The organism is Anaeromyxobacter sp. K, from assembly GCF_000020805.1.
In the GTDB taxonomy this organism is placed as follows: domain Bacteria; phylum Myxococcota; class Myxococcia; order Myxococcales; family Anaeromyxobacteraceae; genus Anaeromyxobacter; species Anaeromyxobacter dehalogenans.
Map to the genome: position 1 here is coordinate 1463116 of NC_011145.1, position 25479 is coordinate 1488594.

Consider the following 25479-nt stretch of genomic DNA (forward strand, 5'->3'; position numbering starts at 1 on the left):
GGCGCGGCAGAAGAGGGGCGCATGCCCCGCCGCGCCGCCGACTTCTCCGCCGCCCGCGCCGAGGCGTTGCGCCCGCTGCTCGAGCGGCTCGCTCGCTCGCTCGACCGCGCCGCGCGCATCGCCGCCGATCCGGTGGAGTTCCCGCGCGCGTACCGCGACCCCGCCGACGCCGAGGTGGCCGGGCTGGTGGCGGTGAGCCTCGCCTACGGGCGCGCCGACCTGTTCAAGCCGGTGGTGGCGCGCGTGCTCGCCGCCATGGGACCCTCGCCGGCGCGGTTCTGCGACGCGTTCGCGGCCGCCCCCGACCCGGCGGCGTTCGACGGCGTCGTCTACCGCTTCAACCGGCCGCCGGACCTCGCCGCGCTGGCGGCCGCCATCGGCGCGGTGCGCCGGCGCCACGGCGGCCTCGGGCGCCGGCTCGGGGCGCTCTTCCGCGAGGCCGGGGGCGGGCCGGCCGCGCTCCGGCCGGCGCTGGCCCGGCTCGCGGCGGAGCTGCGCGAGGCCCCCGAGGCCCGGGCGCTGCTGCGGGGGCGCGGGCCGCGCGGGCTCCGCCACCTGCTCCCCGACCCGGCCGGCCCCGGCGCGTCGAAGCGGTGGAACCTCTACCTGCGCTGGATGGTGCGCGGCCCGGACGCGGTGGACCTGGGGCTGTGGCGGGAGCTCCCGGCCGCGGCGCTGGTGGTCCCGCTCGACACCCATGTGCACCGGGTGGCGCGCGCGCTCGGGCTCACCGCGCGCCGCGACGCGAGCTGGCGGACCGCAGAGGAGATCACCGCCGCGCTCCGCCGCGTCGACGCCGCCGATCCGGTCCGCTTCGACTTCGCGCTCTGCCACCTGGGCATGAGCGGGCTGTGCCCGGCGCGCCGCGATCCGGCGCGGTGCGAGGCCTGCGCGCTCGGCGCGGCCTGCCTGGCGCGGGCGCGCGGGGTCAGCGGGACGAGGGGAGCCCGGCCCAGCGGCAGCGCCAGAGCTGGAACGTCGTCACCTCGTCGCCGCCGCGCCGCACCGTGAGCGGCGGCAGGGCCTCGAGCGGCGCGCACGCCTCGCCCCGGCGCAGGCAGGTGCGCTTCTCGCGCCGGTCGAGCACGAGGACGCCGGAGCGGCCGCGCAGCGCCTCGGGATCGAACCAGTAGCGGTACTGCAGCCCGTGCTCGCCGGTGATCTCGGACGACCAGGTGCGCGGCCGGCCGGGCAGGTAGTACTCCAGCTCGGCCGAGACCTTGTAGTTGCAGCCGGCCACGAACGCGTCCGGCCCGAGCGCCGCGCGCTCCGCCTCCACGCGCGCGGCCAGCTCGCGCCAGCCCGAGGAGCCCTCGTCGCGCGCCGGGAACGGCAGCGCGGGCCAGAGCGGCACCAGGTGCACGTACACCGACGCGGCCGCCGCCAGCGCCACCCCCGCGACCCCCGCCTTCCAGCGCCAGCCGCGCCGCTCCACCGCCAGGGCGGCCGCCGCGGCGAGCGCGGTCGGGTACGCCGCGGCCAGCCAGTTGCCCTTCACCCAGTGGAACGGCGAGATGACCGCCGCGAGCACCAGCAGCGGCGCGGCGAAGATGGCGCAGATCCGGTAGGCCGCCTCGCGGCGGCGGCGCACCGCCGTCACCACCGCCTCGACGAGGAGCACGAGCACGACGGGCGTGACGAGGCCGGCCTGGAGCGCGAGGAAGCGCCCCACCAGCACCGGGCGGAAGCCGGAGCGCTCGACCCGCTCGGCGGTCTGGAACGCGAAGCTCGCCATCCGGTGCTGGAGGTTCCAGGCGACGACCGGCGAGAACAGCGCCAGCGCCAGCGCCGCGCCCAGCCACGGCCAGGGGGTGCGGAGCATGCGCCGGCCGCGCGGGTCGAGCGCGAGCACCAGCAGGATCTGCGGCAGCAGCAGGAACCCGGTGTACTTGCCGAGCACCGCCCAGCCCACCGCCGCGCCGGCCCCGAGCAGCCAGCGCGGCCGCTCCTCGTCGAGCGCGCGGACGGTGAAGTACAGGGCCATCGCCCAGCCGGAGAGCAGCGGGGCGTCGGGCGTGACGATGACCTGGCCGAGGCCGAAGAGCGGGACGCTGAACGCCGCGGCGAGCGCCACCAGCGCCGGGCGCGAGCCGAACAGCCGCCGGGCCGCGAGCCACAGGAACCCGGCGAAGACCGCCGAGTGCAGCGCGGCGGCGAGCCGGATGGCGCGCTCGCCGTCGCCGGCGAGCGCGGTGGTGAGCGCGATGGTCCAGGCGGCGAGCGGCGGGTGGTCGAAGTACGAGAGCGCGAGCCGCCGGCTCCAGGTCCAGTAGTAGGCCTCCTGCGGCGAGAGCGCGATCAGCCCGCCGTAGGCGACGTGCAGGGCGGTGACGGCCGCGCCGAGCGCGAGCGCCAGCCGGTCGAGGCGCGGGTCGCGGACGGGCGAGGCGGGCGGAGGGGAGGGGACGGCGCGCGGCGACGGAGCGGGCTCGGCGGGGCTCGGCACGCGGCGGAGGGTACCGCGAAGCGCCCCCCGCGCGAAGCGCCGCGGCGCCGGCCGGCGTCACACGCGCCGCAGCTTCTGCCGCAGCTCCAGGGCGATCTCGCCCTCGCGGAACACCCGCACCGTCCCGGTGGTCTGGGACACCGTGATGGCGACCGCGTTCGACTCGGCGGTGATCGAGGCCGCGGCGCTGTGGCGCGCCCCCAGGCCCATGGGCAGCTTCACGTCGCGCGACATGGAGAGCAGGTACCGCCCGGCCGCCATCACCACCCCGTCCTCGCGGATGATGAACGCGCCGTCGAGCGCCGAGAACGTCTTGATCGCCTCGCGGATGGGCGGGTCGAGCGCGTTCCGCTCCGCCTCGCTGATCCCCTGGAACGGGTTGAGGATGAGCTGGCGGCTCTTCTCCATCACCGCGGTCGAGTCGCCGATCACCACGATGGTGCCCACCGCGTGACCCTCGTAGCCCTCCGCGCCGATCTCCATGGCGGTGTGGATGAGGCTCTCCACCACCTGCGACGAGAACTCCGGCGGCAGGCCCAGCGTGTCCACCCGGATCTTCTCCTCCGGATCCTCCGAGCCGATCACGAGCTTCACCAGCGTGTCCATGACCCGGTCGTCGCCGGGGCCGCACAGGGCCAGCACCGTGTCCCCGTCCTTCAGCAGCCCGGCCGACTGCGCCGCCACCACCGCCACCTTGATCTTCTCGATGCGGGTGTAGTCGTAGGGCGGGATGAGCACCGCGGTCGCCTTCTTGGCCTTGAGCTGGTTCGCGATCCCCTCGCTGCTGACGGCGTAGACCAGCTTGCGCTTGGTCGGACGGCCGCGGATCTCGGTGGGCGAGGGCGGGTGATCGGACACGAACAGGAGCCGGTCCACGTCGGTGCGCGACATCAGCGCGAGCGCGCTGCGAAGAAAGTCGCGGTCCAGCTTGCCGTCGGCCATTCGCGGAGGATCCGCCGCGCCGGTGCCCGAGTCAAAATCGTTCGCCCGCGCCGCGCGCCCGCGCCCGCCTCCGCCGGACGCGGGAGGCCCGCGCCGGACGCCTGCTCCGCGGGCGCCCCCTCACCTTGACACAGGCACCCCTGCCGTTTAGGTTCTCGGCCTTCATTTTCCGGCCCCAGGCCTCGGGGCGGAGCGGGGTGCACGCTTGAACAAGAAGGATCTCAAGAGGTTCAAGACGATGCTGGAGGAGTCCAAGCGCCAGCTCCTCGTGCAGGCCAAGAAGACCCTGACCGAGGAATCGTCGTTCGACACGGACGACCTCCCGGACGAGATCGACCTGGCCTCGAGCGAGTACACGCAGTCGATGATCTTCCGGCTGCGGGACCGCGAGAAGTTCCTGCTCGCCAAGATCGACAAGGCGCTCGCCCGGATCGAGAACGGCACGTTCGGCATCTGCGAGAAGTGCGAGGAGGAGATCTCGGCCAAGCGCCTCGAGGCGCGGCCGGTGACCACCCTCTGCATCCGCTGCAAGGAGGAGCAGGAGCAGAAGGAGAAGTCCTTCGGCTAGCTGCGCCCCCGGGAGCCTCGGGTCGTGCGCGCGGCCGGGCGGAGACGCCCGGCCGTCGTGTTCCCAGAGCGCCGCCCATTCGCGTGGAGCCCTGCTGCGGCGCACGCTGGCTGCCTGCGCCGGGCAGACTCGTCCCTGCGCTGCTCGACGTGCCTACGGGCACGCCTGCGCTGCTCGGTCCTCGTGTGCCCGGCTCGGCGACGCCATCGTGTGCCTCGCGACGGGCCCCACGCGAACGGGAGGCGCTGGTCAGGCCTCGACGCGCAGGAGCTGGGCGCCGAGCAGGAGCTGATCGCCGGGCGCGATCTCGGTCGGCGCCGAGATGCGCACGAACGTCCCGTTGGAGCTGCCCAGGTCCACCAGCGTGACCGCGTCGCCGCGCACGTCGATGCGCGCGTGGCGGGCCGAGACGTAGCGGTCGGACGGGAAGCTGATCCGCCCGGCCTCACGCCCGATCGCGTTCTCGCCCTCCTGCAGCGGGACGATCTCGCCCTGCCCGCCGCCCTCCATGAGCTGCGACAGGCGGAAGCGGCAACCCGGATCCGGCGCGCCCCAGCTCCGGACGCCGTGCACCGCGGCGGGCGGGCGCGGGAGCGGCTCGAGCCGGAGGAGCTGGCGCCCGACCCGGATCTCCTCGCCGACCGCGAGCCGGTGCGGGCGGCGGATGCGGACGAACGTGCCGTTCACGCTGCCCAGGTCCTCCACCCGCAGCGCGGTGCCCTGCACGCGGAAGCAGGCGTGGCGCGGCGAGACGCTCGGGTCGTCCGGGATCCGGATCTCGCCCTCGGTGCGCCCGCACACCGCCTCCGGCGCCGGCACCCCGTACTCGGCGCCGGGGAGCCCGTCGGTGCGGACCGCGGCGAGCCGGAAGGACGGCGGCGGCGGGCCGGCGATGCCGGAGGCGGTGGGCGCCGCGTGCGGATCGTCGGGCCGGGCCGCGGCGGCGGCCCCGCAGCGCGGGCAGAACCGGTCCACCGGCTCGAGCCCGCCGCCGCAGCCGCCGCAGCGCCGGCCCGGCGCGGCGGGCGGCTCGGTCGCCGGCCCGGGGGCGCGCAGCGACAGCCCGCACTGCTGGCAGAACGCCGCCGCCGCCCCGTTCTCCCGTCCGCACCGCGGGCACGCCGCGTCCCTCGCCATGCGGCGCATTCCGCCACGCCCATCGCCATGGGTCAACGCGGGTACCGGGAACGCGGGACGCGTGGACGTGCGGCGCGGTGCGCGCCGGGCTACCATCCGGCGGTGCCCACCCGCCGCCGCGGTCCGTTCTGGTTCTTCGTGCTGGCGATGGCGGTCGCGCTCGCCGGCGGCCTCGCCATCGTCGTCCTGGCGCGCCGGAGCGCGGCGGAGCGCCAGCTCCGGTACCGCGCGCCGGCGCCCGCGGAGCCGGCGCGCTGAGCTACTTCAGCTTCTCCTCCACCGAGCGCACCTTCCCCGCGATGCTGTGGTCCGGCCGGTCCCGCCGGTCGTCGATCTGGATCGACGTCGAGACCCGGACGGCTCCCTCGGTGAACGGGTGCTCGTGCATCCGGCGCACGACCGCCAGGATCTCGTCGAGGTCGCCCTCGATGAGCGTTCCCATGGCGGTGAGCTGGCTGGTGAGCCGGGTGCCGCGGAGGATCCGCTCCACCCCGGCGACCCAGCGCGACACGCTCGTCGTCGCGGTGCCGAGCGGGGTGATCGAGACGAACACGACGGCCATGGCTCGCTCCTCCTCGGCGGCGCTCAGGGATCCGCGACCGCGCTCACGCGCAGCACCGTCCGGCCCAGGCGCACCGCGTCGCCCTCGCGGAGCTCGCGCTCGCCGTGCGGCGGGACGCGCGCGAACGTCCCGGTGGCGGAGCCGAGGTCGCGCAGGCGGGCGGTCCCGTCCGCCTCGATGCGCAGCTCGGCGTGCGCCGGCGCGATCGACGGGTCGTCGCCCAGCGACACCGCCGCGCCGGCCCGGCCCACGGTGATCGACGGCCCGCTGCGCACCCAGGTGCGCCCGGGCGCGCCGCCCTCCAGCAGCTCCTCCACCGCCACCGCCGGCGGCGGCGGGCGCGGGGAGCCGATGCGCCGCGTCCCGTCCGCGGCGGGCAGCGGCGGCGGCGGCAGCGGCCCGGCGTAGCGGAGCAGCCGGCCGCCCACCGCGAACGGATCGCCGGGGCGGAGCGAGGCGGGGTGGCCGCGCAGCCGCACCAGCACGCCGCCCGGCGCGCCCTCGTCGCGGACCAGCAGCGCGCCGTCGCGGAACAGGAACGTGGCGTGGCGGTCGCCGATCGCCGGGTCGTCGGCGAGGCGGAGCGCGCCCTCGCTGCGGCCGGCCACGGTGGTGGGGCGGGCCAGCCGGAACGGCGCGCGCGCCGGCCCGGGGCCGGGCTCGGGCACCAGCTCCACGCGGCCGGGCGCGAGCGGGGGCGCCGCCGGGGACGGCGCTGGCGGGGCCGCGGCGGGGCGCGGGTCGGGCCGGAGCGCGGCCCGGATGGCGGAGGCGGGGATGAAGCGGGTGGCGGCGGCGCCGGCGCGACCGAGGGCGTGCACGAGCGGTGAACCGGGCGCGGGCGGCGCGGGGGCGGGCGGGGCGCTCGCCCGCGCAGGGGCCGGGGCCGCCGGCGCGGGGGCAGGGGTCGCCGGCGGCGCCGGGGCGGGTGCGGCGGTCCGCGCCCGAGGGGCCGGGGCGACCGGAGCCGGCGCCGGCGGGTTCGGGCCGCCGGTCGGCGGCGGCTCGCCCGCCCCGAGCGGCTTGCCGCAGGCGGAGCAGGCCCGGGCGCCCGGCTCGTTGTACGCGTCGCAGGCGCGGCAGACCACGCCCAGGATGCCGGTGAGCCGGCCGAACTCGAGCTCGCGGCCGCACGCCGGGCACCGGTCCATGGTGGCGTCGAGCGCCGCGCCGCAGCCTTCGCAGGTCATCCCGTCGCCTCTCCTGGCCCGGCGGGACGTTACCGCGCGCCGCCGGGGGACCTCAACGTCCGGTGCAGGCCGGGCCCGGGCCAAGGCCCGCGCCGCCGCCCGCCTCCGCCAGGCCGGACGGCCCGCCGGGCGCCTCCCGTCGCGGTCCTGGGGGACGCCCGCGACCCATCCCGGCGCCCGATGCGTCCCCGGGTCATGGCACGGGGTGGCGCGCCGCGTTACGGGATCTGAGATGATGGGCAGGCTCACAGGCTTGCCGCACTCCGACGCGACCCGTTACGCTGGCCCTTCGACCTTGCTCAGGCTCAACGACATCCTGGACCGGGTATCCGGCTACCACCCCGATCCCGATCTCGACCTGATCAAGAAGGCCTACGTCTACAGCGCCAAGGTCCACCAGGGGCAGATCCGCAAATCGGGCGAGCCGTACCTGGTGCATCCGCTGGAGGTCGCGGGCATCCTCGCCGAGCTGAAGCTGGACGAGTCGTCGGTGGTGACCGGGCTGCTGCACGACACCATCGAGGACACCCTCGCCACGAAGAAGGAGATCTCCGAGCTGTTCGGCCCGGAGATCGCCGACCTGGTGGACGGGGTCACCAAGCTCTCGCAGTTCACCGCCGCCAACACCCAGGAGGAGAAGCAGGCGGAGAACTTCCGCAAGATGGTGGTGGCGATGGCGAAGGACATCCGCGTGCTGCTGGTGAAGCTCGCGGACCGCACCCACAACATGCGGACGCTCGACGCGATGAAGCCGGAGTCGCAGGAGCGCATCGCCCGCGAGACGCTGGACATCTACGCGCCGCTCGCGAACCGGCTCGGCATCCAGTGGATCAAGACCGAGCTGGAGGAGCTGTCGTTCAAGTACCTGCGCCCGGGCGACTACTCGGAGCTGAACGAGAAGGTCTCGGTGCGCGCCCGCGAGAAGGAGCGGTTCGTCGCGGAGGTGGTGGAGATCATCCGCCGCCGGCTGGCCGAGGCCGGCATGCAGGCCGACGTCTCCGGGCGCGTGAAGCACGTCTACTCGATCTACCGGAAGATGCGGCAGCTCGACGTGGACTTCGAGCAGATCCAGGACGTGGTCGGGTTCCGCGTCATCGTGGACACGGTGGCGGAGTGCTACGAGTCGCTCGGGTTCGTGCACTCGCTGTGGAAGCCGGTGCCGGGCCGCTTCAAGGACTACATCGCCATCCCGAAGCCGAACCTGTACCAGTCGCTCCACACCACCGTGGTGGGCCCGGCGGGCGAGCGCATCGAGGTGCAGATCCGCACCCGCGAGATGCACCGCATCGCCGAGGAGGGCGTGGCGGCGCACTGGGCCTACAAGGAGAAGGGGCGCGACGGGAAGGGCGCGGAGCTGTCGCGCAAGGACGCCGCGTCGTTCGGCTGGCTGCGCCAGCTGGTGGAGTTCCAGCGCGACCTCGCCGACCCGCGCGAGTTCCTGGAGACCGTCAAGGTCGACCTGTTCTCCGACGAGGTGTTCGTCTTCACGCCGAAGGGCGCGGTGAAGAGCCTGCCCCGCGGCGCCACGCCGGTGGACTTCGCCTACACCATCCACTCGGAGATCGGCGAGCACACCGTCGGCGCGAAGGTGAACGGCAAGCTCGTCCCGCTCCGCTACACGCTCAAGAACGGCGACACGATCGAGATCCTCACCAGCCCGAACGCGCACCCGTCCAAGGACTGGCTCACCTTCGTCAAGACCAGCCGCGCCCAGGCCCGCATCCGCCAGTTCATCCGGCAGGCCGAGCACCGGCGCTCGGTGGAGATCGGGCGCGACATCGCGGAGCGCGAGCTGCGCCGCTTCGGCGTCACGCTCAACAAGCTGCAGAAGGGCGGCGAGCTGGAGAAGGCGGCGCAGGCGCTCGGGTACCGGGTGGCGGACGACGTGCTCGCCGCGGTCGGCTACGGCAAGGTGTCGCCGGGGCAGCTCCTGCAGCAGGTGCTCCCGCCCGACCGGCTCGCCGAGCCGCCGCCGCCCGCCGAGGCGGCGCCCACCAGCCGCATCACGGAGCTGTTCCGGAAGATGGCGCGCCGCCCGACCGAGGGCGTCCGCATCAACGGCATCGACGACGTGCTGGTCCGCTACGGCAAGTGCTGCAACCCGGTGCCCGGCGACGCCATCGTGGGCTTCATCACCCGCGGGCGCGGCGTGACCGTGCACACCGCCTCGTGCGACAAGGTGCTGGGCATCGACCCGGAGCGGCGCGTGGACGTGGCCTGGGACGTGCGCGGCGACTTCAAGCGCCCGGTCTCGCTGCGGGTCATCACCACCGATCGCCCCGGCATCCTCGCCAAGATCTCGCAGACGTTCAGCGAGGCCGGCGTGAACATCTCGCAGGCGAGCTGCCGCACCACGCCGGGCGAGCGCGCGGTGAACGACTTCGAGGTCACCATCGGCGACCTGAAGCAGCTCAACTCGGTGATCCGCAGCATCGAGCGGATCGAGGGCGTGCAGTCGGTGCAGCGCGTGTGACCCCGCCCGCGGCCCCGGCCGGCGCGTTGCCGGGACGGCCGCGCGCGGGTAGGGTGCCGCGCATGAAGACCCCCATCGCGACGGACGGCGCCCCGAAGGCCATCGGCCCCTACAGCCAGGGCGTCGAGGCGCGCGGCACCCGCACGCTCTACTTCTCCGGGCAGATCCCGCTCGATCCGGCCACCGGCGAGCTGGTGAAGGGCACCATCGAGGAGGAGACGGCGCGCGCGCTCGCGAACCTGCGCGCGGCGCTCGCGGCCGCCGGCGCCGGCCCGGAGCACGTGGTGAAGACCACCGTGTTCCTCTCCGACCTCGGGGACTTCGCGCGGATGAACGCCGAGTACGGGAAGCACTTCCCCGCGCCCGCCCCGGCCCGCTCCACCGTGCAGGTGGCCGGGCTCCCCCGCGGCGCGCGCGTGGAGATCGAGGCGATCGCCGTCCTCGACTGACGGCGCGGGCTACGGCTCCACGTACTCGAACTGCTTGCCGGCGAAGTTGCGGAGCACCCAGCGCTTCCCCTCGTGCGAGACCACGTACTCGGGGTTCACCGGGATCTTCCCGCCCCCGTTCGGCGCGTCCACCACGAACTGCGGCACCGCGAGCCCGGAGGTGTGGCCGCGGAGCGCCTCGATGATGCGGATGCCGGCCTCGACGGGCGTGCGGAAGTGGCTGATGCCGCGCGCCAGGTCGCACTGGTAGATGTAGTAGGGCCGGATCCGCATGAGCAGGAGCTTGTGGTTCAGCTCCTTCACCACCGCCGGATCGTCGTTCACGCCCTTCAGCAGCACCATCTGGTTGCCGATGACGCAGCCGGCGTCGGCGAGGCGGCGGGCCGCCTCGAACGCCTCGGCCGTGCACTCCTTCGGATGGTTGAAGTGCGTGTTCACGTAGACCGGGTGGTGCCGGCGCAGCATGTACACGAAGTCGTCGGTCACGCGCTGCGGCAGCGTGACGAGGTTGCGCGTCCCCAGCCGGAAGATCTCCACGTGCGGGATGGCCCGGAGCCGGCCGAGGATGTAGTCGAGCCGGTCGTCGGAGAGCGAGAGCGGGTCGCCGCCGGAGATCACCACGTCGCGGATCTCGGTGTGCTGCGCGATGTACGCGAGCGACTCCTCGATCTGCCGCTTGGCCGCGGCGCTGGTCGGGTCGGAGACCTTCCGCTTGCGGGTGCAGTGGCGGCAGTACACCGGGCAGTTGTGCGTCGTGTAGAACAGCACGCGGTCCGGGTAGCGGTGCGTGATGCCGGGCACCGGCATGTCCCGCTCCTCCGCGAGCGGGTCCTCGAGATCGGAGGCGAGGATGTTGAGCTCGCCCATCGTCGGCACCGACTGGAGGCGGATGGGGCAGGTCGGGTCCTCGGGGTCCATCAGCGCCGCGTAGTACGGCGTGATGCCCATGTGGAACTCGGCCTCGGTCTTCACCGCCGCCTCGCGCTCCTCGGGGGTGACGCGCAGGACGCGCTCGAGCTGCTCCAGCCGGATGACCCGCTCGCGCTGCTGCCAGTGCCAGTCGTTCCAGAGCGCGTCGGGCACGCCGGCCCAGATCGAGCGCGGGCCTGGCTTGAACCGGGACAGCACGTTCGCCACCGGGCGGGGCGCGTCCTCGTGCCGCACCGCCGGGGCCTTCGCCTCCCCGTTCGTCCGGCCGCCGCCGGCCAGCTCCTCGGTCACTCCGCCGACGTCGCCCATCACCGGAAGATTCGCCATGTCGTGCTCGCTCCAGGAGGCCCGGTCCGGCGGCCCGTTGCCCGCATTGCTTAACAGAGAGGGCCGCCATTGACATCTGCGACGGCGCCCCGGCGGTGTAGCCGAAAGGGGAGCCCTCGCCCGGAGGGCCGGTCTGGAACCCTGCAGGGCCTCTGGAGGTTTGACTCGGCTGCCTGCTGCCGTTACCTTCCGCGCCTCGCGTGCGCTCCCCCCCGGTCTCCTGAGGCCTGCGCCGCACCCGCGATGACCTGGCGAGAGCTCTTCCCCGGCACCACCGAGGCCGAGTGGCGCGACTGGCGCTGGCAGCAGCGCCACGCGCTCACCACGGCCGCCGACTTCGAGCGGCTGTTTCCGCTCACCGACGCGGAGCGCCGCGGCTTCGCGCTCGCGGCCGGCCACACCCGCGTGGCGGCGACGCCCTACTACGCCTCGCTCGTGGACCGCGACCACCCGGCCTGCCCGATCCGGCTGCAGGTCATGCCGTCGGCCGCCGAGGCGGTGCCCGCGCCGGGCGACCTCGACGATCCCATCGGCGAGGAGCCGCACCGCCCGGTGCGCGCCATCGTCCACAAGTACCCGGACCGCGCGCTGTTCCTGGCGGTGGACCGCTGCGCGGTCTACTGCCGCCACTGCACCCGCCGGCGCATCACCTTCAGCGACGACGAGGGCGGCTTCGACCGCGCCGCGGTGGAGGAGGGGATCGCCTGGGTGCGCGCGCACCGCGAGGTGCGCGACGTGATCGTCTCCGGCGGCGACCCGCTCTCGCTCTCCGACCAGAAGCTCGACGGGATCCTGGCGGGGCTCCGGGCCATCCCGCACGTGCAGGTGCTCCGCGTCGCGACGCGCGCGCCGGTCACGAACCCCATGCGCGTCACCGACGCGCTCGCGGCCGCGCTGCGCCGCCACGCGCCGCTGTTCGTGGTGACGCACTTCAACCATCCGAAGGAGTGCACGCCCGAGGCGCGCGAGGCCTGCGAGCGGCTGGTGGACCACGGCGTGCCGGTCGAGAACCAGTCGGTGCTGCTGCGCGGCGTGAACTCCTCGGCCCGCATCCTCACCGACCTGAACGAGCGCCTGCTCACCTTCCGCGTCCGCCCCTACTACCTGCACCAGGGCGACCTCGCCGCCGGCACCGGCCACCTGCGCACGCCGCTCGCGGCGGGCGTGGCGATCCTCGAGGCGATGCGCGGGCACACCAGCGGGCTCGCCATCCCGCACCTGGCGGTGGACCTCCCGGGCGGCGGCGGCAAGGTCACGCTGCAGCCGCAGTACCTCGCGGGGGAAGGCGAGGAGGGCGCGCGGGGCCACTGGCTCCGCAACGGGCGCGGCGAGCGCTACTTCTATCCGGAGCCGCCGGAGCAGGATTGCACCTGCCCCTACGAGGCGGTCTACTACCCCGCCGACGCGGCCGCGCGAGGCGGCCCGGCGGGCGGGGACGGCGAGGGCGAATGATCTCCAAGGTGATCGAGGCGCTGGCGGTGTTCACCACGTCGGTGATCTCGTCGATGGGCTACGGCGGCATCGTGCTGCTGATGGCCATCGAGAGCGCGTGCATCCCGCTGCCCTCCGAGATCATCATGCCGTTCGCCGGGTACCTCGTGTACCGGGGCGAGATGACGCTGCACGGCGCGGCGCTGGCCGGCGCCATCGGCTGCGTGGTCGGCTCCATCCCGGCCTACTACCTGGGCCAGTTTGGCGGCCGGCCGCTCATCGAGAAGTACGGCCGCTACGTGCTCCTCTCGCACAAGGAGCTCGACCTCGCCGACCGGCTGTTCCAGCGCTGGGGCCAGTGGGTGGTGTTCGCGGGCCGGCTGCTCCCGGTGATCCGCACGTTCATCGCGTTCCCCGCCGGCGTGTCGCGCATGCCGATGGGCAAGTTCGTCCTGTACACGTTCGTCGGCTCGTACCCGTGGTGTTACGCGCTCGCGTGGGTGGGGGAGTGGGCCGGCGAGGCGTGGCACACCGATCCGCGGGTCAAGGCGATCTACCACCGCTTCGAGCTCGTCATCGTCGTGGCCGGCGTGCTCGCCGTTGCCTGGTTCGTCTGGCACAAGGTGAAGGAGGCGCGCCGCGCCCGCGTGCCGGCCGCCGCCGACGAGGGCTGACGACCGCCGTGCGCCGCCCGCTCGCCACCGCCGCGGCGCTGGCCGCCGCGCTCGCCGCGGCCGCCGTCCCCGCGCGCGCCGAGGAGCTGATCCGGGTCCAGGTCCGGGCGCAGCCGGAGGAGATCCAGGAGCTCCGGCTCGAGGACTACGTGGCGGGCGTGGTGGCGGGCGAGATGCCGGGGAGCTTCCCGCCCGAGGCGCTCAAGGCGCAGGCGGTGGCCGCGCGCAGCTACGCGCTCACGCGCAAGGTGGAGGCGCAGGCGGCCAACCGGCGCTGGGACATCGCGAGCGGCGTCATCGCCCAGGTGTTCGCGGCGGGGCGCGCCAGCCCGCAGGCGCGCGCGGCGGTGGACGCGACGCACGGCGAGGTGCTGGTGCAGGGGATGGAGCCGGTGGAGGCGTACTTCCACGCGGCCTGCGGCGGGCGGACCGAGGCCGGCATGCCGGCGCTGGGCCGCGACCTCCCGTACCTCGCCTCGGTGGAGTGCGGGCGCTGCGATCGCGCGCCGCGCGTGCGCTGGTCGCTCGAGGTCGGCGCGGCGGAGCTGGGGCGGCTGGCCGGGGTGGGCGGGGCGGCCACCGCGGCGCGGGTGGTGGCGCGGAGCGCGAGCGGCCGCGCGGAGAAGGTGGAGGTGGCCGGGCGCGGGCGGCGGGTCACGCTCGCCGCCACCGATCTCCGGCAGCGGCTCGGCTGGGCGCGGCTGCCCTCGCTCGCGTTCGACGTCCGCGAGGTGCGGCGCGGGTTCGCGTTCGACGGGCGCGGCCAGGGCCACGGCGCCGGGCTGTGCCAGTGGGGCGCGGCCGGGATGGCGCGCGAGGGGAGGGACTACCGCGAGATCCTCCGCCACTACTACCCGGGCACCGACGTGCTGCGCATGTACTGACCCGACCGTGCGCCTCTCCGACTTCGACTTCGCCCTGCCCGAGGGGCTGGTGGCCCAGGCGCCGGTCACGCCGCGCGACGCCTCGCGGCTCATGGTGCTCGCGCCGGGGGAGGGCGCGCCCGCGCACCGCGGCTTCGCCGACCTGCCGGAGCTGCTCGCGCCGGGCGACCTGCTCGTCTTCAACGACACGCGCGTCATCCCGGCGCGGCTGCTCGGCCACAAGGCGTCGGGCGGCAAGGTGGAGCTGCTCCTGTGCGAGCCGCTGGAGGGCGGGCTGGGCCGGCGCTGGCGGGCCATGGGGCAGGCCTCGAAGCCCATCCGCGAGGGCGCGGTGCTCACCTTCGACGGCCTCGAGGCGCGCGTCGACGGGGTGGAGGGCGAGGGCTTCTACCGGGTCACGCTGGACCGCCAGGGCCCCGAGCTGGAGGCGGCGCTGGGCCGCGCCGGGCGCATCCCGCTGCCGCCGTACATCCGCCGCGCGCCGGACGCCGAGGACGCGGCGCGCTACCAGACCATCTGGGCGCGCGCGCCCGGCTCCGCCGCCGCGCCCACCGCCGGCCTGCACTTCACCGAGCCGCTGCTGGCGCGCCTCGCGGCGCGCGGGATCCGGCGCACCGCGGTCACGCTGCACGTCGGCCCGGGCACCTTCCTGCCCATCCGCGGCGACGACCTCGACCTGCACCGCATGCACGGCGAGCGCTACGAGGTGTCGCCCGCCGCCGCGGAGGAGCTCGCCGCGACCCGCGCGCGCGGCGGACGCATCGTGGCGGTGGGCACCACCTCGGTGCGCACGCTGGAGAGCGCCTGGCGCGACGGCGCCGTCGCCGCCGGCCCGGGCCGCACCGAGCTGTTCATCCGCCCCGGCCACCCGTTCCACGCGGTGGACGCGATGGTCACGAACTTCCACCTGCCCCGTTCCACGCTGCTGGTGCTGGTCTGCGCGTTCGGCGGCCAGGGCCGGGTGCTGGCCGCCTATCGCGAGGCGGTCGCGCGCGGCTACCGCTTCTTCAGCTACGGCGACGCGATGCTCGTCCTGAGACGCTGAGCCCCGCGCGTCCCGCCCGGCGCGCCGTGAGGTGCGTCGGTGTGTGCTATACGGGCGGCGAGGAGCGGGGGATTGCACAGCGTCTCGGTCAACGTGGAGCCGGGTCAGTACCTGGCCGGCTGGCGGCCGGAGGCGGGGCAGATCTTCGTGCCGGCGCTCTCCGACTCGCGGGTGGGCGATCGCGTCGCGGTGCGGGTCGGGATCTACGGGCAGGCCATCCGGGCCACCCTGTACGGGAAGGTCGCCATGGTCCGGCGGATGGGGCGCCCGGCGCTGCCGCCCGGCGTGGACCTCGCGCTCGACCGCGCCTCGCTGCCGGCGGCCGGCTTCCTCGCCACCGCCGCGCGTGGCGAGCCGGTCTCGTTCCAGGAGCGGGCGCCGCGCTTCCCGTGCGACCTGCCGCTGCGGGTCGAGCACGCCGGCGGCGCGTTCGACACCGGCGCGCTGAACGTCTCGGACGGCGGCTGCGCGGTGCGCTGGCCCGGCCAGCTCCCGCTGGTCGGCGACCTGGTCGTGCTGAGGCTCGGCCGCGGGGTGTTCGCGCCCGCCGCGCGCGCGGTGGTGTGCTGGAACCAGCCCGGGGGCGCGGTGGAGCGGAGCGCCGGGCTGCGGCTCGTCCTCGAGGGGCGGGCGGGCCGGGCCTGGCGCGGCGTGGTGGCCGGCGTGGCGCGCGCGGGGCGGCGCCCGGCTTGACAGGCCCGGCGGCCCGGGCGACACCGGCCCGGTGATCCGCTTCCAGCTCCTCGCCGAGGACGCCGCCGCCCGCCGCGGCCGGCTCGAGACCGCGCACGGCACCATCGAGACGCCGGTGTTCATGCCGGTGGGCACCGCCGCCACGGTGAAGACGCTCGAGCCGCGCGACCTCCAGGCGCTGGGCGCCGGCATCGTGCTCGCGAACACGTACCACCTGTACCTGCGCCCCGGGCACGAGCGGATCCAGCGCCTCGGCCGGCTGCACCGGTTCATGTCCTGGCCGGGCGCGGTGCTCACCGACTCCGGCGGCTTCCAGGTCTTCAGCCTGGGCGAGAAGGGCGCCGGCCGCGAGCGCGGCGGGCCGGGCCTGGTCGAGATCGCGGAGGAGGGCGTCACCTTCCGCAGCCACCTCGACGGCTCGCGCCACTTCCTCTCGCCGGAGCGGGCGATCGAGGTCCAGGAGGCGCTCGGCGCCGACGTGATCATGGCGTTCGACGAGTGCCCGCCGGCGCTCGCCGACCGCGCCTACCACGAGCTGTCGCTGGCGCGGACGCAGCGCTGGCTGGTGCGGTGCCGCGACGCCTGGCGCGAGATCGAGGCGCGCGAGGGGCCGCGCTGCGCGCTGTTCGGCATCGCGCAGGGCGGGCTGTTCGCGGACCTGCGGGCGCGGGCCATCGAGGAGGCGGCCGCGCTGGACCTGCCCGGCTACGCGCTGGGCGGCTACGCGGTGGGCGAGACGCCGGCCGAGATGTGGGACGGCGTGGCGCGGGACGCGCCGCGCCTGCCGCGCGAGAAGCCGCGCTACCTCATGGGCGTGGGCACGCCGGAGGACCTGCTGGCCGGGATCGCCGCCGGCGTGGACCTGTTCGACTGCGTGCTCCCCACCCGCACCGCGCGCAACGGCCTGCTGTTCACGAGCCGCGGCAAGCTCGTGATCCGCAACGCGCGCTACGCGGACGACGAGCGGCCGGCCGATCCGGAGTGCGGGTGCTACGCCTGCCGGACGTTCACCCGCGCCTACCTCCGCCACCTGTTCAAGGCCGGCGAGATCCTGGCGCTCCGCGCGAACACCCTGCACAACCTGCACTTCTACCTGTCGCTCATGGCCGACGCGCGGCGCGCCATCGAGGAGGGCCGGTTCGCGGCGTTCCGCGCCGAGCGGCTGGCCGCCTGGCGCGCGGACGGCGACGGCTGACGGGGCCCGCCGGCCGGGTGCGCGCGGCCGCGCACGCCCGGGGGCCCCGGCGGGGAACAAAGGGGTTGCGGCCCTCGTCGAAATCACGCTAGAACACAGCGCTTTTTCTCACCCAAGCGGATCGAGCTCCGGAGCACATCCATGCATCCCGTCCTGCACGCCTTCCTGTCGCAGACCGCCGACGGTCAGGCGCAGAACCCCATCGTCGCCTTCCTGCCGTTCATCGCGATCGCGGTGGTCTTCTACTTCGTCTTCTTCCGCCCGCAGGCGAAGCAGGCGAAGGCGCACCAGTCGTTCGTGGCCGCGCTGAAGAAGGGCGACGAGGTCGTCACGCAGAGCGGGATCATCGGCACGGTGGTGCTGGTGGAGGACCGCACGGTGACCATCGACGTCGGCGCGGGGACCAAGCTCCGCGTGCTCAAGGGCCAGGTCGCCGGTCAGTGGAAGCAGGTGGAGGCCCAGCCGGCCAAGGCGGAGGGGAAGAAGTAGATGGAACGCTCCTGGTACTGGCGCGTCGCGCTCGTCGTGGCGGTCGCGATCCTGTCGATCTACCAGCTCGTCCCGAGCTGGTTCTACTTCAAGCTCCCGCCCGACCAGCGGAACACCGAGGCGTACGACACCTCGGTGCCGGGCTGGGCGCCGGACGCGAAGCACCACCTCAACCTCGGCCTGGACCTCCAGGGCGGCATCCTGCTCTCCATGGGCGTGGACGTCGACCGGGCGGTGAAGACCAAGGTCGCCCGCCGCGCCGACGAGATCGGCGAGTTCCTGAAGGGCAAGAACGTCGCGTTCACCGGCACGCAGGTGGTCGGCGGTGGCGCGCAGGTCGAGGTGGCCGCCGCGAACCCGGGCGAGGTGAAGGACGCGGTGCTCGGCTCCTCCGGCTACTCGGAGGAGATGTACTCGCCGGGCGGCGCGCCGGAGGGCGCGGTCCGCTTCGCGTTCAAGGACTCGGTGCTCCGCGACTTCCGCGAGAAGGCGGTGAAGCAGGCGGAGAAGGTCATCCGCAACCGCGTGGACAAGTGGGGCGTCACCGAGCCCGACATCAAGACCAAGGCGAACAACCAGATCCAGGTCCAGCTCCCGGGCTTCAAGGATCCGGAGAAGGCCAAGGAGCTGCTGGGCCGCACCGCGCAGCTCGAGTTCAAGATCGCCGACGACGAGAACCCGGTCCTCGACCCGGTCCGCGGGCAGCTCCCGCAGTGCCAGGGCGACCGCCAGGGCCTGTCGCTGCCGCTCCCCGAGAGCGGCTGCTGGACGGTGGAGCCGGTCGAGCTGCCGAACGGCGGCACGCGCGCGGCCACCATGGTCGCGGCGAACACCCGCACCGAGCTGGAGAAGGTCATCTCGGAGAAGCTGAACCCGCTGCTCGATCCGCAGAAGAACGTGATCGGCATCGGCGAGGGCCAGGTCGGCCAGGGCCCCATCAAGACCACCTACTACCGGACCTACCTGCTCCGCGCGAAGACCGAGCTGACCGGCGACTACATCGCCGACGCGGCGGTGGCCGTGGACCAGTCCGACACGCTCCAGCGCGGGCGCCCGGTGGTCTCCTTCAAGATGTCGCCCGAGGGGGCGCGCCTGATGGAGAAGCTCACCACCGAGAACATGCGGCGCCGGATGGCGACGGTGCTCGACGACAAGGTCGAGACCGCGCCCTACATCCAGGGCCGCATCTCCTCCAACGGCCAGATCACGCTCGGCTCGGGCCGCAACCAGCAGGACATGTTCGACGAGGCGAACGGCATCGCGCTGGTGCTGAAGGCCGGCGCGCTCCCCGCCCCGGTGACCATCACCGAGGAGCGCACCGTCGGCGCCACCCTCGGGCCGGAGCTGGTGCGCAAGGGCACGCTCGCGGCGCTGGTCGGCCTCGCGCTGGTGGTGGTGTTCATGGTCGTCTACTACCGCGGCACCGGCCTGGTGGCGGACGTGGCGCTGGCGCTGAACGGCCTGCTGGTGCTGGCGGTCATGTCGATGATCGGCACCACGCTGACGCTGCCGGGCATCGCCGGGTTCGTGCTCACGCTCGGCATGGCGGTGGACGCGAACGTGCTCATCAACGAGCGCATCCGCGAGGAGATGCGCGCCGGGCGCAACGTGCGGCAGTCGGTGCAGCTCGGCTACGACCGCGTGTTCTGGACCATCGTGGACTCGCACGTGACCACGCTGGTCGCCGGCGTGGTGCTGTTCCAGTACGGGTCGGGGCCGATCCGCGGCTTCGCGGTGACGCTGATCATCGGCCTGGTCGCCTCGATGTTCACGTCGATCGTGGTGACCCGGGTGATCATGGAGTACTTCACGCGCCACGACACGGCGCGCCTGAGCGTCTGATGCAATTCAAGACCTTCGACATCATCCCCCACGACACGAAGTTCGACTTCGTGGGCAAGCGCCACATCGCCGTGGCGCTCTCGCTGGTCGTGAACCTGGCGATCATCCTGTGGTCGCTCCCGTTCGTCCACGGCCTGAACATGGGCGTGGACTTCGCGGGCGGCACCGAGATGGAGGTCCAGTTCGGCAAGCCGGTCGATCCGGCCGACATCCGCAAGACGGTCGAGGACCTGGGCTTCAAGGGCGCCTCGGTCCAGACCTACGGCGCCGAGGCCGAGCACACGTTCCTCATCCGCGTCGAGCGCATCTCGCTGCTCACCGAGGCGGACGTGGCCCGGGTGGCCGACGCGGTGAAGACGAAGCTGCCGGTGGCGGGCTTCGCGTTCAACCCGGAGTTCGGCGACAAGATCGACTTCCAGTTCTCGGGCGCGGTGGACGCCGCCGCGGTCCGGGCGGCGGTCGAGGCGGCCGGCGTGAAGGTGCGCGACGTCCGGGAGGAGCAGGGCCTCACCGCCGGGACGCGCTCCTATGCGGTCATCACCCAGGGCATCCAGGAGAACGTCCAGGCCGGCCTGAAGGCGCAGCTGGGGGAATCGCAGCCGAACGTGCGCCGGGTCGAGTACGTGGGCCCGGCCGCCGGCCGCGAGCTCCAGGCGCAGGGCCTGAAGGCCATCCTGTACGCCATCGGCCTCATCGTGGTGTACATCGGCCTGCGGTTCGACTTCCGCTTCAGCCCGGGCGTGGTCATCGCGATGCTGCACGACGCGATCATGACCATGGGCTACTTCACCATCAGCGGCCGCGAGTTCAACCTGACCTCGATCGCGGTGATCCTGACGGTGGTCGGCTACTCGGTGAACGACACGGTGGTCATCTACGACCGCATCCGCGAGAACCAGGCCAAGCTGCGCGGCCGGAGCCTCTCGGACATCGTGAACCTCTCCATCAACGAGGTGCTGGGCCGCACGTTCCTCACCTCGTTCGCCACCGCGCTCTCGCTCATCGGCCTGCTCGTCTACGGCGTGGGCACGATCTTCGACTTCTCGATGGCGATGCTGTTCGGCATCGTCTCGGGCACCTACTCCACCTGGTTCATCGCCGCCCCGATGACCATCTGGCTGGAGGAGCGCGCCGAGAAGAAGCGGGCGAAGGCGAAGGCCGCCGGCGGCGCCGGCGCGGCCCAGCCGCAGGCGCGCACCGCGAAGTAGCCGCGCGCCGGCAGCGGTTCCGGAGGGCCCTTCGCGCCAGCGGGGGGCCCTTCGCCGTTCGAGGGCGCGAGGCCAGCGCGCCGCCACCGCGGTCGCCAAGAAGGCCCCCGTAGGCGGGACCCGCTCGATGCGGCCGGCGGCGAGCGCAGGCGCGGCGCGGCGGCGGGTCGCATACCCACGGTGAAGCTGACCCGGCGACGCGGCCGCACCGTGAAATCGGCGCACCACCGATTGCGCAATCACCACGAGCGACCCCGCGCGGGGGGTTCGCGTATCGGTGGGGAGCGCGCATCCATGCGGCATGGGGGCGAGCGGTTCCACGGCGGGATTGCGCATCGTCGTCATCGACGACGACGCGGACCTGCGCGAGCTGCTGGTGGACGTCCTCCGGCAGCTCGGCCACGCGGTGATCGGACTGCCCGCGCAGGCCGGCGTGTTCCAGCTCGCCGATCTCCCGCCGGCGGACGTCTGGGTGGTCGATCACCGCCTCCCCGGGCGCCTCGGCGGCGAGGTGATCCGCGCGGTTCACGACGCGCCCAGCCGGCACCACCCGGTGCTGGTCGGCATGTCCGGCGACGAGCACGCGGAGGAGGCGTTCCGCCGGGCGGGCGCGGACGTCTTCCTGCAGAAGCCCTTCGACCCGGCGCGCCTGGTCGCCGCGATCGAGGCCGCCCTGGCTCGCCGGCGCGCGGCGTCGTGATCCGCGCGCGACCGCGGCCGCCTCCCATTCACGGACCGTGATGGAGGCAGCCGCGGCGCGGCGCCGTCAGCGCTGGACGCCGCCGGTGCTGGTGCCCGGCGCGCCGGTGCCGGCGCTCCCCGTCCCGGCGCCGCCGGTGGTGCCCGCGTCGTTCGTGTCGGTCCCGGTGCCCGCGGGCGGTGGAGCGGTGCCCGTGCCGGTGGTTCCGCTCGTGCCGGTCCCGCTGGTCCCCGCTCCGGCCGCGTCCGAGCCGGTGCCGGCCGGCGGCGGGTAGGTGCCGGTGCCGGTGGTCCCGTTCGTCCCGGTCCCCGGGGTCCCGGTCCCCGTCGAGTCCGTGCCGGTGCCGGCGGGCGGCGGAGCCATGTCGGTGCCGCCGGTTCCGGTGCCCGCGCCCGGCGTTCCGGTGGTGTCGCTGCCGGCGGGCGGCGGGTACGTGCCCGTGCCGTCGGTGCCGGTCCCGGTGCTGCCGGTGCCCGTGCCGCCGGGCGCCGGAGAGGTGCCGGTGGTCCCGGCGCCGGCGGTGTCGGTGCCGGCGGGTGGCGGGTACGCGCCCGTGCCGTCGGTGGTCCCGGTCGCGCCCGTGCCGGTCGTGTCCGTTCCCGCGGCGCCGGTGCCCGTCCCGGCGGTGCCGGGCGCGCCGGCCGTGCCCGCCGTGCCGGCGGCCCCGCTCCCGGCGCCGCCCGTGCCGCCGCTCTGCGCGTACGCGCCGCCCAATCCCGCGGCGGCCAGCGCGCCGGCCAGGATCCATCTCGTTGCGTGCCTCATCCAGCCTCCCGTCTCTCGCGCGCATCCTGCGCGGCGGCCCGAAACCTGCGCACGGGCCCGCTCGCGGCCCGGAGCGCGCGCCGCACCGCCTGCGGGCGCGCGAGCCCTCGCGCCCGCGGCCGCATCCCTGCGCCCGGCCGCCGCCCTGTCAGGGCGGCGTGCTACCGAGCGGACCGTGTCGGGCGCGACCGGGAAGCGGTGGGTGGAGGCGGCGGTGGACGCGGCGCGGGCGGCGCAGCTGGCCGGCGCCCTGGACCTGCACCCGCTGGCCGCGCGCGTGCTGACCGCGCGCGGCCATGCAGATCCGGCCGAGGCCGAGGCGTTCCTGGCCGCGCGCCTCGCCGACCTGCCCGACCCGTTCCGGATGAAGGGCATGGACGCCGCCGTCGAGCGGATCGTGCGCGCGCTCGAGGGCGGCGAGCGCATCGCCTGCTACGGCGACTACGACGTGGACGGCGTCACCTCGACCGCGCTCCTCTGCGGCTTCCTGCGCGCGGCGGGGGCCGACGTCGTCACGTACACCCCGCACCGCCTGGTGGAGGGCTACGGCCTGAACGGCGACGCGGTCCGCAGCCTGGCCGGGCAGGGCGTTCGCCTGCTGGTGACGCTCGACTGTGGCATCACGAGCGTGGACGAGGTGCGCGTCGCCGCCGGGCTCGGCCTGGACACCGTGGTGGTGGATCACCACACCGTCCCGGTGGAGCTGCCGGCGGCCGCGGCCATCCTCAACCCCCACCAGCCCGGCTGCGGCTACCCGTCGAAGGACCTCGCCGCGGTGGGCGTGACGTTCGCGCTCGCGATGGCGCTCCGGCGGCGCCTGCGCGAGCGGGGCCGCTTCGGTCCGGCCCGGCCCGAGCCGAACCTGAAGGAGGCGCTCGATCTCGTCGCGCTCGGCACCGTGGCCGACGTGGTGCCGCTCGTCGGCGCGAACCGCATCCTGGTGCGCTGGGGGCTCGAGCAGCTCGCGACCAGCCGGCGCCCCGGCGTGCGGGCGCTGAAGCGCGTGGCGGGCATCGCGGACGGCACGCCGGTGACGGCCGGGCAGGTCGGCTTCCGCCTCGCGCCCCGCATCAACGCCGCGGGCCGGCTCGACGACGCGGGACGAGGGGTGCGCCTGCTCCTCTCCGGCGACGCGGCCGCCGCGCAGGCGCTCGCCGACGAGCTGGATCGCGAGAACCAGGCCCGGCAGGAGATCGAGCGGCGCATCCTGGAGCAGGCGCTCGCGGACGCGGCGGCGCGGGTGGCCGCCGGCGCGCGCGGGCTGGTGCTGGCCCGCGACGGCTGGCACGCCGGGGTGGTGGGCATCGTGGCCTCCCGCGTGGTCGAGCGCTTCCACCGCCCCGCGGTGCTGATCGCGCTGGAGGACGGCGCCGGGAAGGGCAGCGGGCGGTCGATCGAGGGCTTCCACCTCTACGACGCGCTCGCCGCGTGCTCGGGACACCTGGCCCGCTTCGGCGGCCACCGCCACGCGGCCGGCGTCACCGTGGAGCGGGCCCAGGTCGAGCCGTTCCGCGCCGCGTTCGAGGCGCACGCCGCCGCCACCATCGCCGACGAGGACCTGGTGCCGCGCTGCCGGATCGACGGCTGGGTGGGCGACGCCGAGGTGACCGAGGACGCCGCCGAGGCGCTGGGCCGGCTCGGGCCGTTCGGCGCCGGCCACCCCGAGCCGGTGTTCGCGCTGCGCGGGGCCGCGGCGCGCGCGCGGACGGTCGGGGCGGGCGGCGCGCACCTGAAGCTCGCCCTCGGCCGCGGCCTGGATGCCATCGGCTTCGGCATGGGCGACCGCGCGCCGGCGTGCGGCGGGCCGGTGGACGCCGCGTTCACCATCGGCTTCGACGAGTGGGACGGCACCCGCCGGCTGCAGCTGAAGCTCAAGGACCTGCGACCCGCGCGCTGAGACGCACACCGCAGGTGACCGCGGCTCACGGACCGCCGTTCAGGGCGCGACCGCGACCACGGCGCGCCCGCGCACCTGCCCCGCTAGGATCCGCTCGCTCCAGGCAGGGACCTCCGCGAGCGGGATCTCGGTCGTGAGCGCGTCGATCCGGTCGGCGGTGAGGTCGCGCGCGATGCGGCTCCAGGCCCGCGCGCGCGGCGCCGCGGGCGCCATCACCGAGTCCACGCCCTGGAGGCGCACGCCGCGGAGCACGAACGGGAGCACCGTGATCGGCAGGTCGGTGCCGCCGGCGAGCCCGCAGGCGGCCACCGCGCCGCGGTAGGCGGTCTGGCGGAGCACGCTCGCCAGCACCGCGCCGCCCACGGCGTCCACGCCGCCCGCCCAGGTCTCCGACTCGAGCGGCCGCGTGCCCGGCCTGGCCAGCTCCTCGCGCGGCACGATGCGCGCGGCGCCCAGCGACTCCAGGAAGGCGCGCTCCGAGGGGCGGCCGGTGGAGGCGGCCACCTCGTAGCCCGCGCGGGCCAGCAGCGCGACGGCCACGCTGCCCACGCCCCCGGCCGCGCCGGTGACGATCACCGGCCGGCCGCCGGGGCGCACGCCGGCGTCCTCGAGCGCGTCCACGCACAGCGCCGCGGTGAAGCCGGCGGTGCCGACGGCCATGGCGCGCCGGGCGGTCAGGCCGCGCGGCAGCGGCAAGGCCCACGCGGCGCGGACGCGCGCCAGGCCGGCGTAGCCGCCGAAGGTGGCCTCGCCGATGCCCCAGCCCGTCACCAGCACCTCGTCGCCCGGCTGGAACGACGCATCGCGGGACTCGAGCACGGTGCCGGCGAGGTCGATGCCCGGGACCATGGGGAACTTCCGGATCACCTTGCCCTTGCCCGTGACCGCGAGCGCGTCCTTGTAGTTGAGGCTGGAGTAGCGGACCGCGACCGTCAGCTCGCCCTCGGGCAGCGCGGAGGCGGGCAGCTCCTCGAACCCGGCGGAGCGGGCGCCGTCGCCCTCCCGGACGACGAAGGCACGGAAGCGCTGCGGCAGCGAGGGCGCGGGCATGGGCGGATCTCCGGGGGCGAGGGGAGGGCGATGGAAGGCGAGGGGACCGCCATCCTGCGTCCAGCCCACCGGAGGGGTCCAGTGCCCGGATCAGGGAGGTCCGCGCCGCCCGGCGCATGCGCCCGTCATCCCGGGGAATCCGGCCACGCGCCGGTCAGGCGACCCCCCAGCGATCGCGGCGCTCCCCGAACAGCGCGCCCATCCTGGCGAGCTCGCCCACGTGGAGCCGCTCGGCGTGCCGCTCGAACCGCTCCCGGCACCGGCGCGAGCAGAAGAAGTACCGGCGCTTCTTGTACTCGAACGACTCGGAGTCCTCCTCGAGCACCGGCCGCCCGCACACCGGATCGATCCCGACGCCGTCCTGGTCCGCGTCCATGCGATGCCTCCCTCCCCGGGGATCCGCGACTGCAACGACGGGGCCACCGGCGGGCGCGCCGCCGGCCGGGCCCGCGTCCGCTCCGCGGCGCGGCGCCCTGCAGGAATTCCAGGGTCCGGGCTGCAACTTCCACATGCTCGAGCGGCCGGGGAGACCCGGCGGCGACGCGCACCGGAAGGGCTGCGGTCGTCCTTGACGCCTGAGGT

25 protein-coding genes are annotated in these 25479 nt (G+C 74.8%); 16 read left to right on the forward strand and 9 right to left on the reverse strand.

Annotated features, from left to right (window positions below; translation table 11 throughout):
* Nucleotides 1-21: 21 nt before the first annotated feature.
* A complete protein-coding gene (locus ANAEK_RS06470; protein WP_012525347.1) occupies nt 22-1011 on the forward strand; it encodes a TIGR02757 family protein in 990 nt (329 codons plus the stop codon).
* On the opposite strand, the gene ANAEK_RS06475 is transcribed toward ANAEK_RS06470, so the two are convergent.
* On the reverse strand, nt 929-2446 hold the full coding sequence (locus ANAEK_RS06475; RefSeq protein ID WP_012525348.1) for a glycosyltransferase family 39 protein: 1518 nt from the start codon (nt 2444-2446) through the stop codon (nt 929-931). The genes ANAEK_RS06470 and ANAEK_RS06475 overlap by 83 nt on opposite strands.
* A gap of 57 nt (nt 2447-2503) precedes the next feature.
* Nucleotides 2504-3388: a diadenylate cyclase gene (locus ANAEK_RS06480; RefSeq protein WP_012525349.1), complete on the reverse strand. Its 885-nt coding sequence runs from the start codon at nt 3386-3388 to the stop codon at nt 2504-2506.
* 205 nt (nt 3389-3593) lie between these two features.
* Here ANAEK_RS06480 and ANAEK_RS06485 point away from each other — a divergent pair, with 205 nt between their 5' ends.
* Nucleotides 3594-3956 (forward strand): TraR/DksA C4-type zinc finger protein, encoded by a 363-nt coding sequence (locus tag ANAEK_RS06485; RefSeq protein WP_011421606.1) that lies wholly within the window; start codon nt 3594-3596, stop codon nt 3954-3956.
* 249 nt (nt 3957-4205) lie between these two features.
* Here ANAEK_RS06485 and ANAEK_RS06490 read toward each other — a convergent pair whose 3' ends face one another.
* Entirely contained in the window at nt 4206-5093 is an 888-nt protein-coding gene (locus ANAEK_RS06490) for an FHA domain-containing protein (protein ID WP_012525350.1), read from the reverse strand.
* 102 nt (nt 5094-5195) lie between these two features.
* On the opposite strand from ANAEK_RS06490, the gene ANAEK_RS06495 reads away from it, so the two are divergent.
* Nucleotides 5196-5351, forward strand: coding sequence for a hypothetical protein (locus tag ANAEK_RS06495; protein WP_232288384.1), 156 nt, complete (start codon nt 5196-5198; stop codon nt 5349-5351).
* Between the two features lies 1 nt (nt 5352).
* Here the strand turns inward: ANAEK_RS06495 and ANAEK_RS06500 are convergent, their stop codons facing one another.
* Entirely contained in the window at nt 5353-5655 is a 303-nt protein-coding gene (locus ANAEK_RS06500; RefSeq protein WP_012525352.1) for an MTH1187 family thiamine-binding protein, read from the reverse strand.
* 23 nt (nt 5656-5678) lie between these two features.
* Nucleotides 5679-6845, reverse strand: a complete 1167-nt coding sequence (locus ANAEK_RS06505) for an FHA domain-containing protein (RefSeq protein ID WP_012525353.1) — start codon at nt 6843-6845, stop codon at nt 5679-5681.
* A 232-nt stretch (nt 6846-7077) separates the two neighbouring features.
* Here ANAEK_RS06505 and ANAEK_RS06510 point away from each other — a divergent pair, with 232 nt between their 5' ends.
* Both ANAEK_RS06510 and ANAEK_RS06515 read left to right on the forward strand, forming a co-directional pair.
* Nucleotides 7078-9318, forward strand: coding sequence for a bifunctional (p)ppGpp synthetase/guanosine-3',5'-bis(diphosphate) 3'-pyrophosphohydrolase (locus ANAEK_RS06510; protein WP_012525354.1), 2241 nt, complete (start codon nt 7078-7080; stop codon nt 9316-9318).
* A gap of 62 nt (nt 9319-9380) precedes the next feature.
* On the forward strand, nt 9381-9767 hold the full coding sequence (locus ANAEK_RS06515; protein WP_012525355.1) for a Rid family detoxifying hydrolase: 387 nt from the start codon (nt 9381-9383) through the stop codon (nt 9765-9767).
* 9 nt (nt 9768-9776) lie between these two features.
* Here the strand turns inward: ANAEK_RS06515 and ANAEK_RS06520 are convergent, their stop codons facing one another.
* Nucleotides 9777-11024, reverse strand: a complete 1248-nt coding sequence (locus ANAEK_RS06520; protein WP_012525356.1) for a KamA family radical SAM protein — start codon at nt 11022-11024, stop codon at nt 9777-9779.
* 243 nt (nt 11025-11267) lie between these two features.
* Here ANAEK_RS06520 and ANAEK_RS06525 point away from each other — a divergent pair, with 243 nt between their 5' ends.
* The 10 genes from ANAEK_RS06525 to ANAEK_RS06570 all read left to right on the forward strand — a co-directional run bounded on the left by ANAEK_RS06525 (nt 11268) and on the right by ANAEK_RS06570 (nt 21185).
* Complete coding sequence (locus ANAEK_RS06525) at nt 11268-12476, forward strand: KamA family radical SAM protein (protein ID WP_012525357.1); 1209 nt, start codon at nt 11268-11270, stop codon at nt 12474-12476.
* Entirely contained in the window at nt 12473-13129 is a 657-nt protein-coding gene (locus ANAEK_RS06530) for a DedA family protein (protein WP_012525358.1), read from the forward strand. The genes ANAEK_RS06525 and ANAEK_RS06530 overlap by 4 nt, the downstream gene beginning before the upstream one ends.
* 8 nt (nt 13130-13137) lie before the next feature.
* Nucleotides 13138-14013: a SpoIID/LytB domain-containing protein gene (locus ANAEK_RS06535; protein WP_012525359.1), complete on the forward strand. Its 876-nt coding sequence runs from the start codon at nt 13138-13140 to the stop codon at nt 14011-14013.
* Nucleotides 14014-14020: 7 nt separating this feature from the next.
* Nucleotides 14021-15058, forward strand: a complete 1038-nt coding sequence (queA, locus tag ANAEK_RS06540) for a tRNA preQ1(34) S-adenosylmethionine ribosyltransferase-isomerase QueA (protein WP_012525360.1) — start codon at nt 14021-14023, stop codon at nt 15056-15058.
* A gap of 72 nt (nt 15059-15130) precedes the next feature.
* Nucleotides 15131-15751, forward strand: coding sequence for a PilZ domain-containing protein (locus ANAEK_RS06545; protein WP_012525361.1), 621 nt, complete (start codon nt 15131-15133; stop codon nt 15749-15751).
* Between the two features lie 31 nt (nt 15752-15782).
* Entirely contained in the window at nt 15783-16946 is a 1164-nt protein-coding gene (tgt, locus tag ANAEK_RS06550; RefSeq protein WP_012525362.1) for a tRNA guanosine(34) transglycosylase Tgt, read from the forward strand.
* Between the two features lie 141 nt (nt 16947-17087).
* Entirely contained in the window at nt 17088-17435 is a 348-nt protein-coding gene (yajC, locus tag ANAEK_RS06555; protein WP_012525363.1) for a preprotein translocase subunit YajC, read from the forward strand.
* A complete protein-coding gene (secD, locus tag ANAEK_RS06560) occupies nt 17436-19277 on the forward strand; it encodes a protein translocase subunit SecD (RefSeq protein WP_012525364.1) in 1842 nt (613 codons plus the stop codon). It begins immediately after the preceding gene.
* On the forward strand, nt 19277-20485 hold the full coding sequence (gene secF, locus ANAEK_RS06565; protein WP_012525365.1) for a protein translocase subunit SecF: 1209 nt from the start codon (nt 19277-19279) through the stop codon (nt 20483-20485). The genes secD and secF overlap by 1 nt, the downstream gene beginning before the upstream one ends.
* A 328-nt stretch (nt 20486-20813) precedes the next feature.
* Nucleotides 20814-21185 carry a response regulator gene (locus ANAEK_RS06570; protein ID WP_232288386.1) on the forward strand — a complete coding sequence of 124 codons (372 nt, stop codon included), beginning with the start codon at nt 20814-20816 and terminating at the stop codon, nt 21183-21185.
* Between the two features lie 66 nt (nt 21186-21251).
* Here ANAEK_RS06570 and ANAEK_RS06575 read toward each other — a convergent pair whose 3' ends face one another.
* Complete coding sequence (locus ANAEK_RS06575) at nt 21252-21950, reverse strand: hypothetical protein (protein WP_041454038.1); 699 nt, start codon at nt 21948-21950, stop codon at nt 21252-21254.
* Between the two features lie 175 nt (nt 21951-22125).
* Between ANAEK_RS06575 and recJ the strand changes: the two genes are divergently transcribed.
* Nucleotides 22126-23847: a single-stranded-DNA-specific exonuclease RecJ gene (recJ, locus tag ANAEK_RS06580; RefSeq protein WP_012525368.1), complete on the forward strand. Its 1722-nt coding sequence runs from the start codon at nt 22126-22128 to the stop codon at nt 23845-23847.
* Between the two features lie 39 nt (nt 23848-23886).
* On the opposite strand, the gene ANAEK_RS06585 is transcribed toward recJ, so the two are convergent.
* Complete coding sequence (locus tag ANAEK_RS06585) at nt 23887-24897, reverse strand: MDR family oxidoreductase (RefSeq protein WP_012525369.1); 1011 nt, start codon at nt 24895-24897, stop codon at nt 23887-23889.
* A gap of 154 nt (nt 24898-25051) precedes the next feature.
* Nucleotides 25052-25273, reverse strand: coding sequence for a YHS domain-containing protein (locus ANAEK_RS06590; RefSeq protein WP_012525370.1), 222 nt, complete (start codon nt 25271-25273; stop codon nt 25052-25054).
* Between the last annotated feature and the right edge of the window lie 206 nt (nt 25274-25479).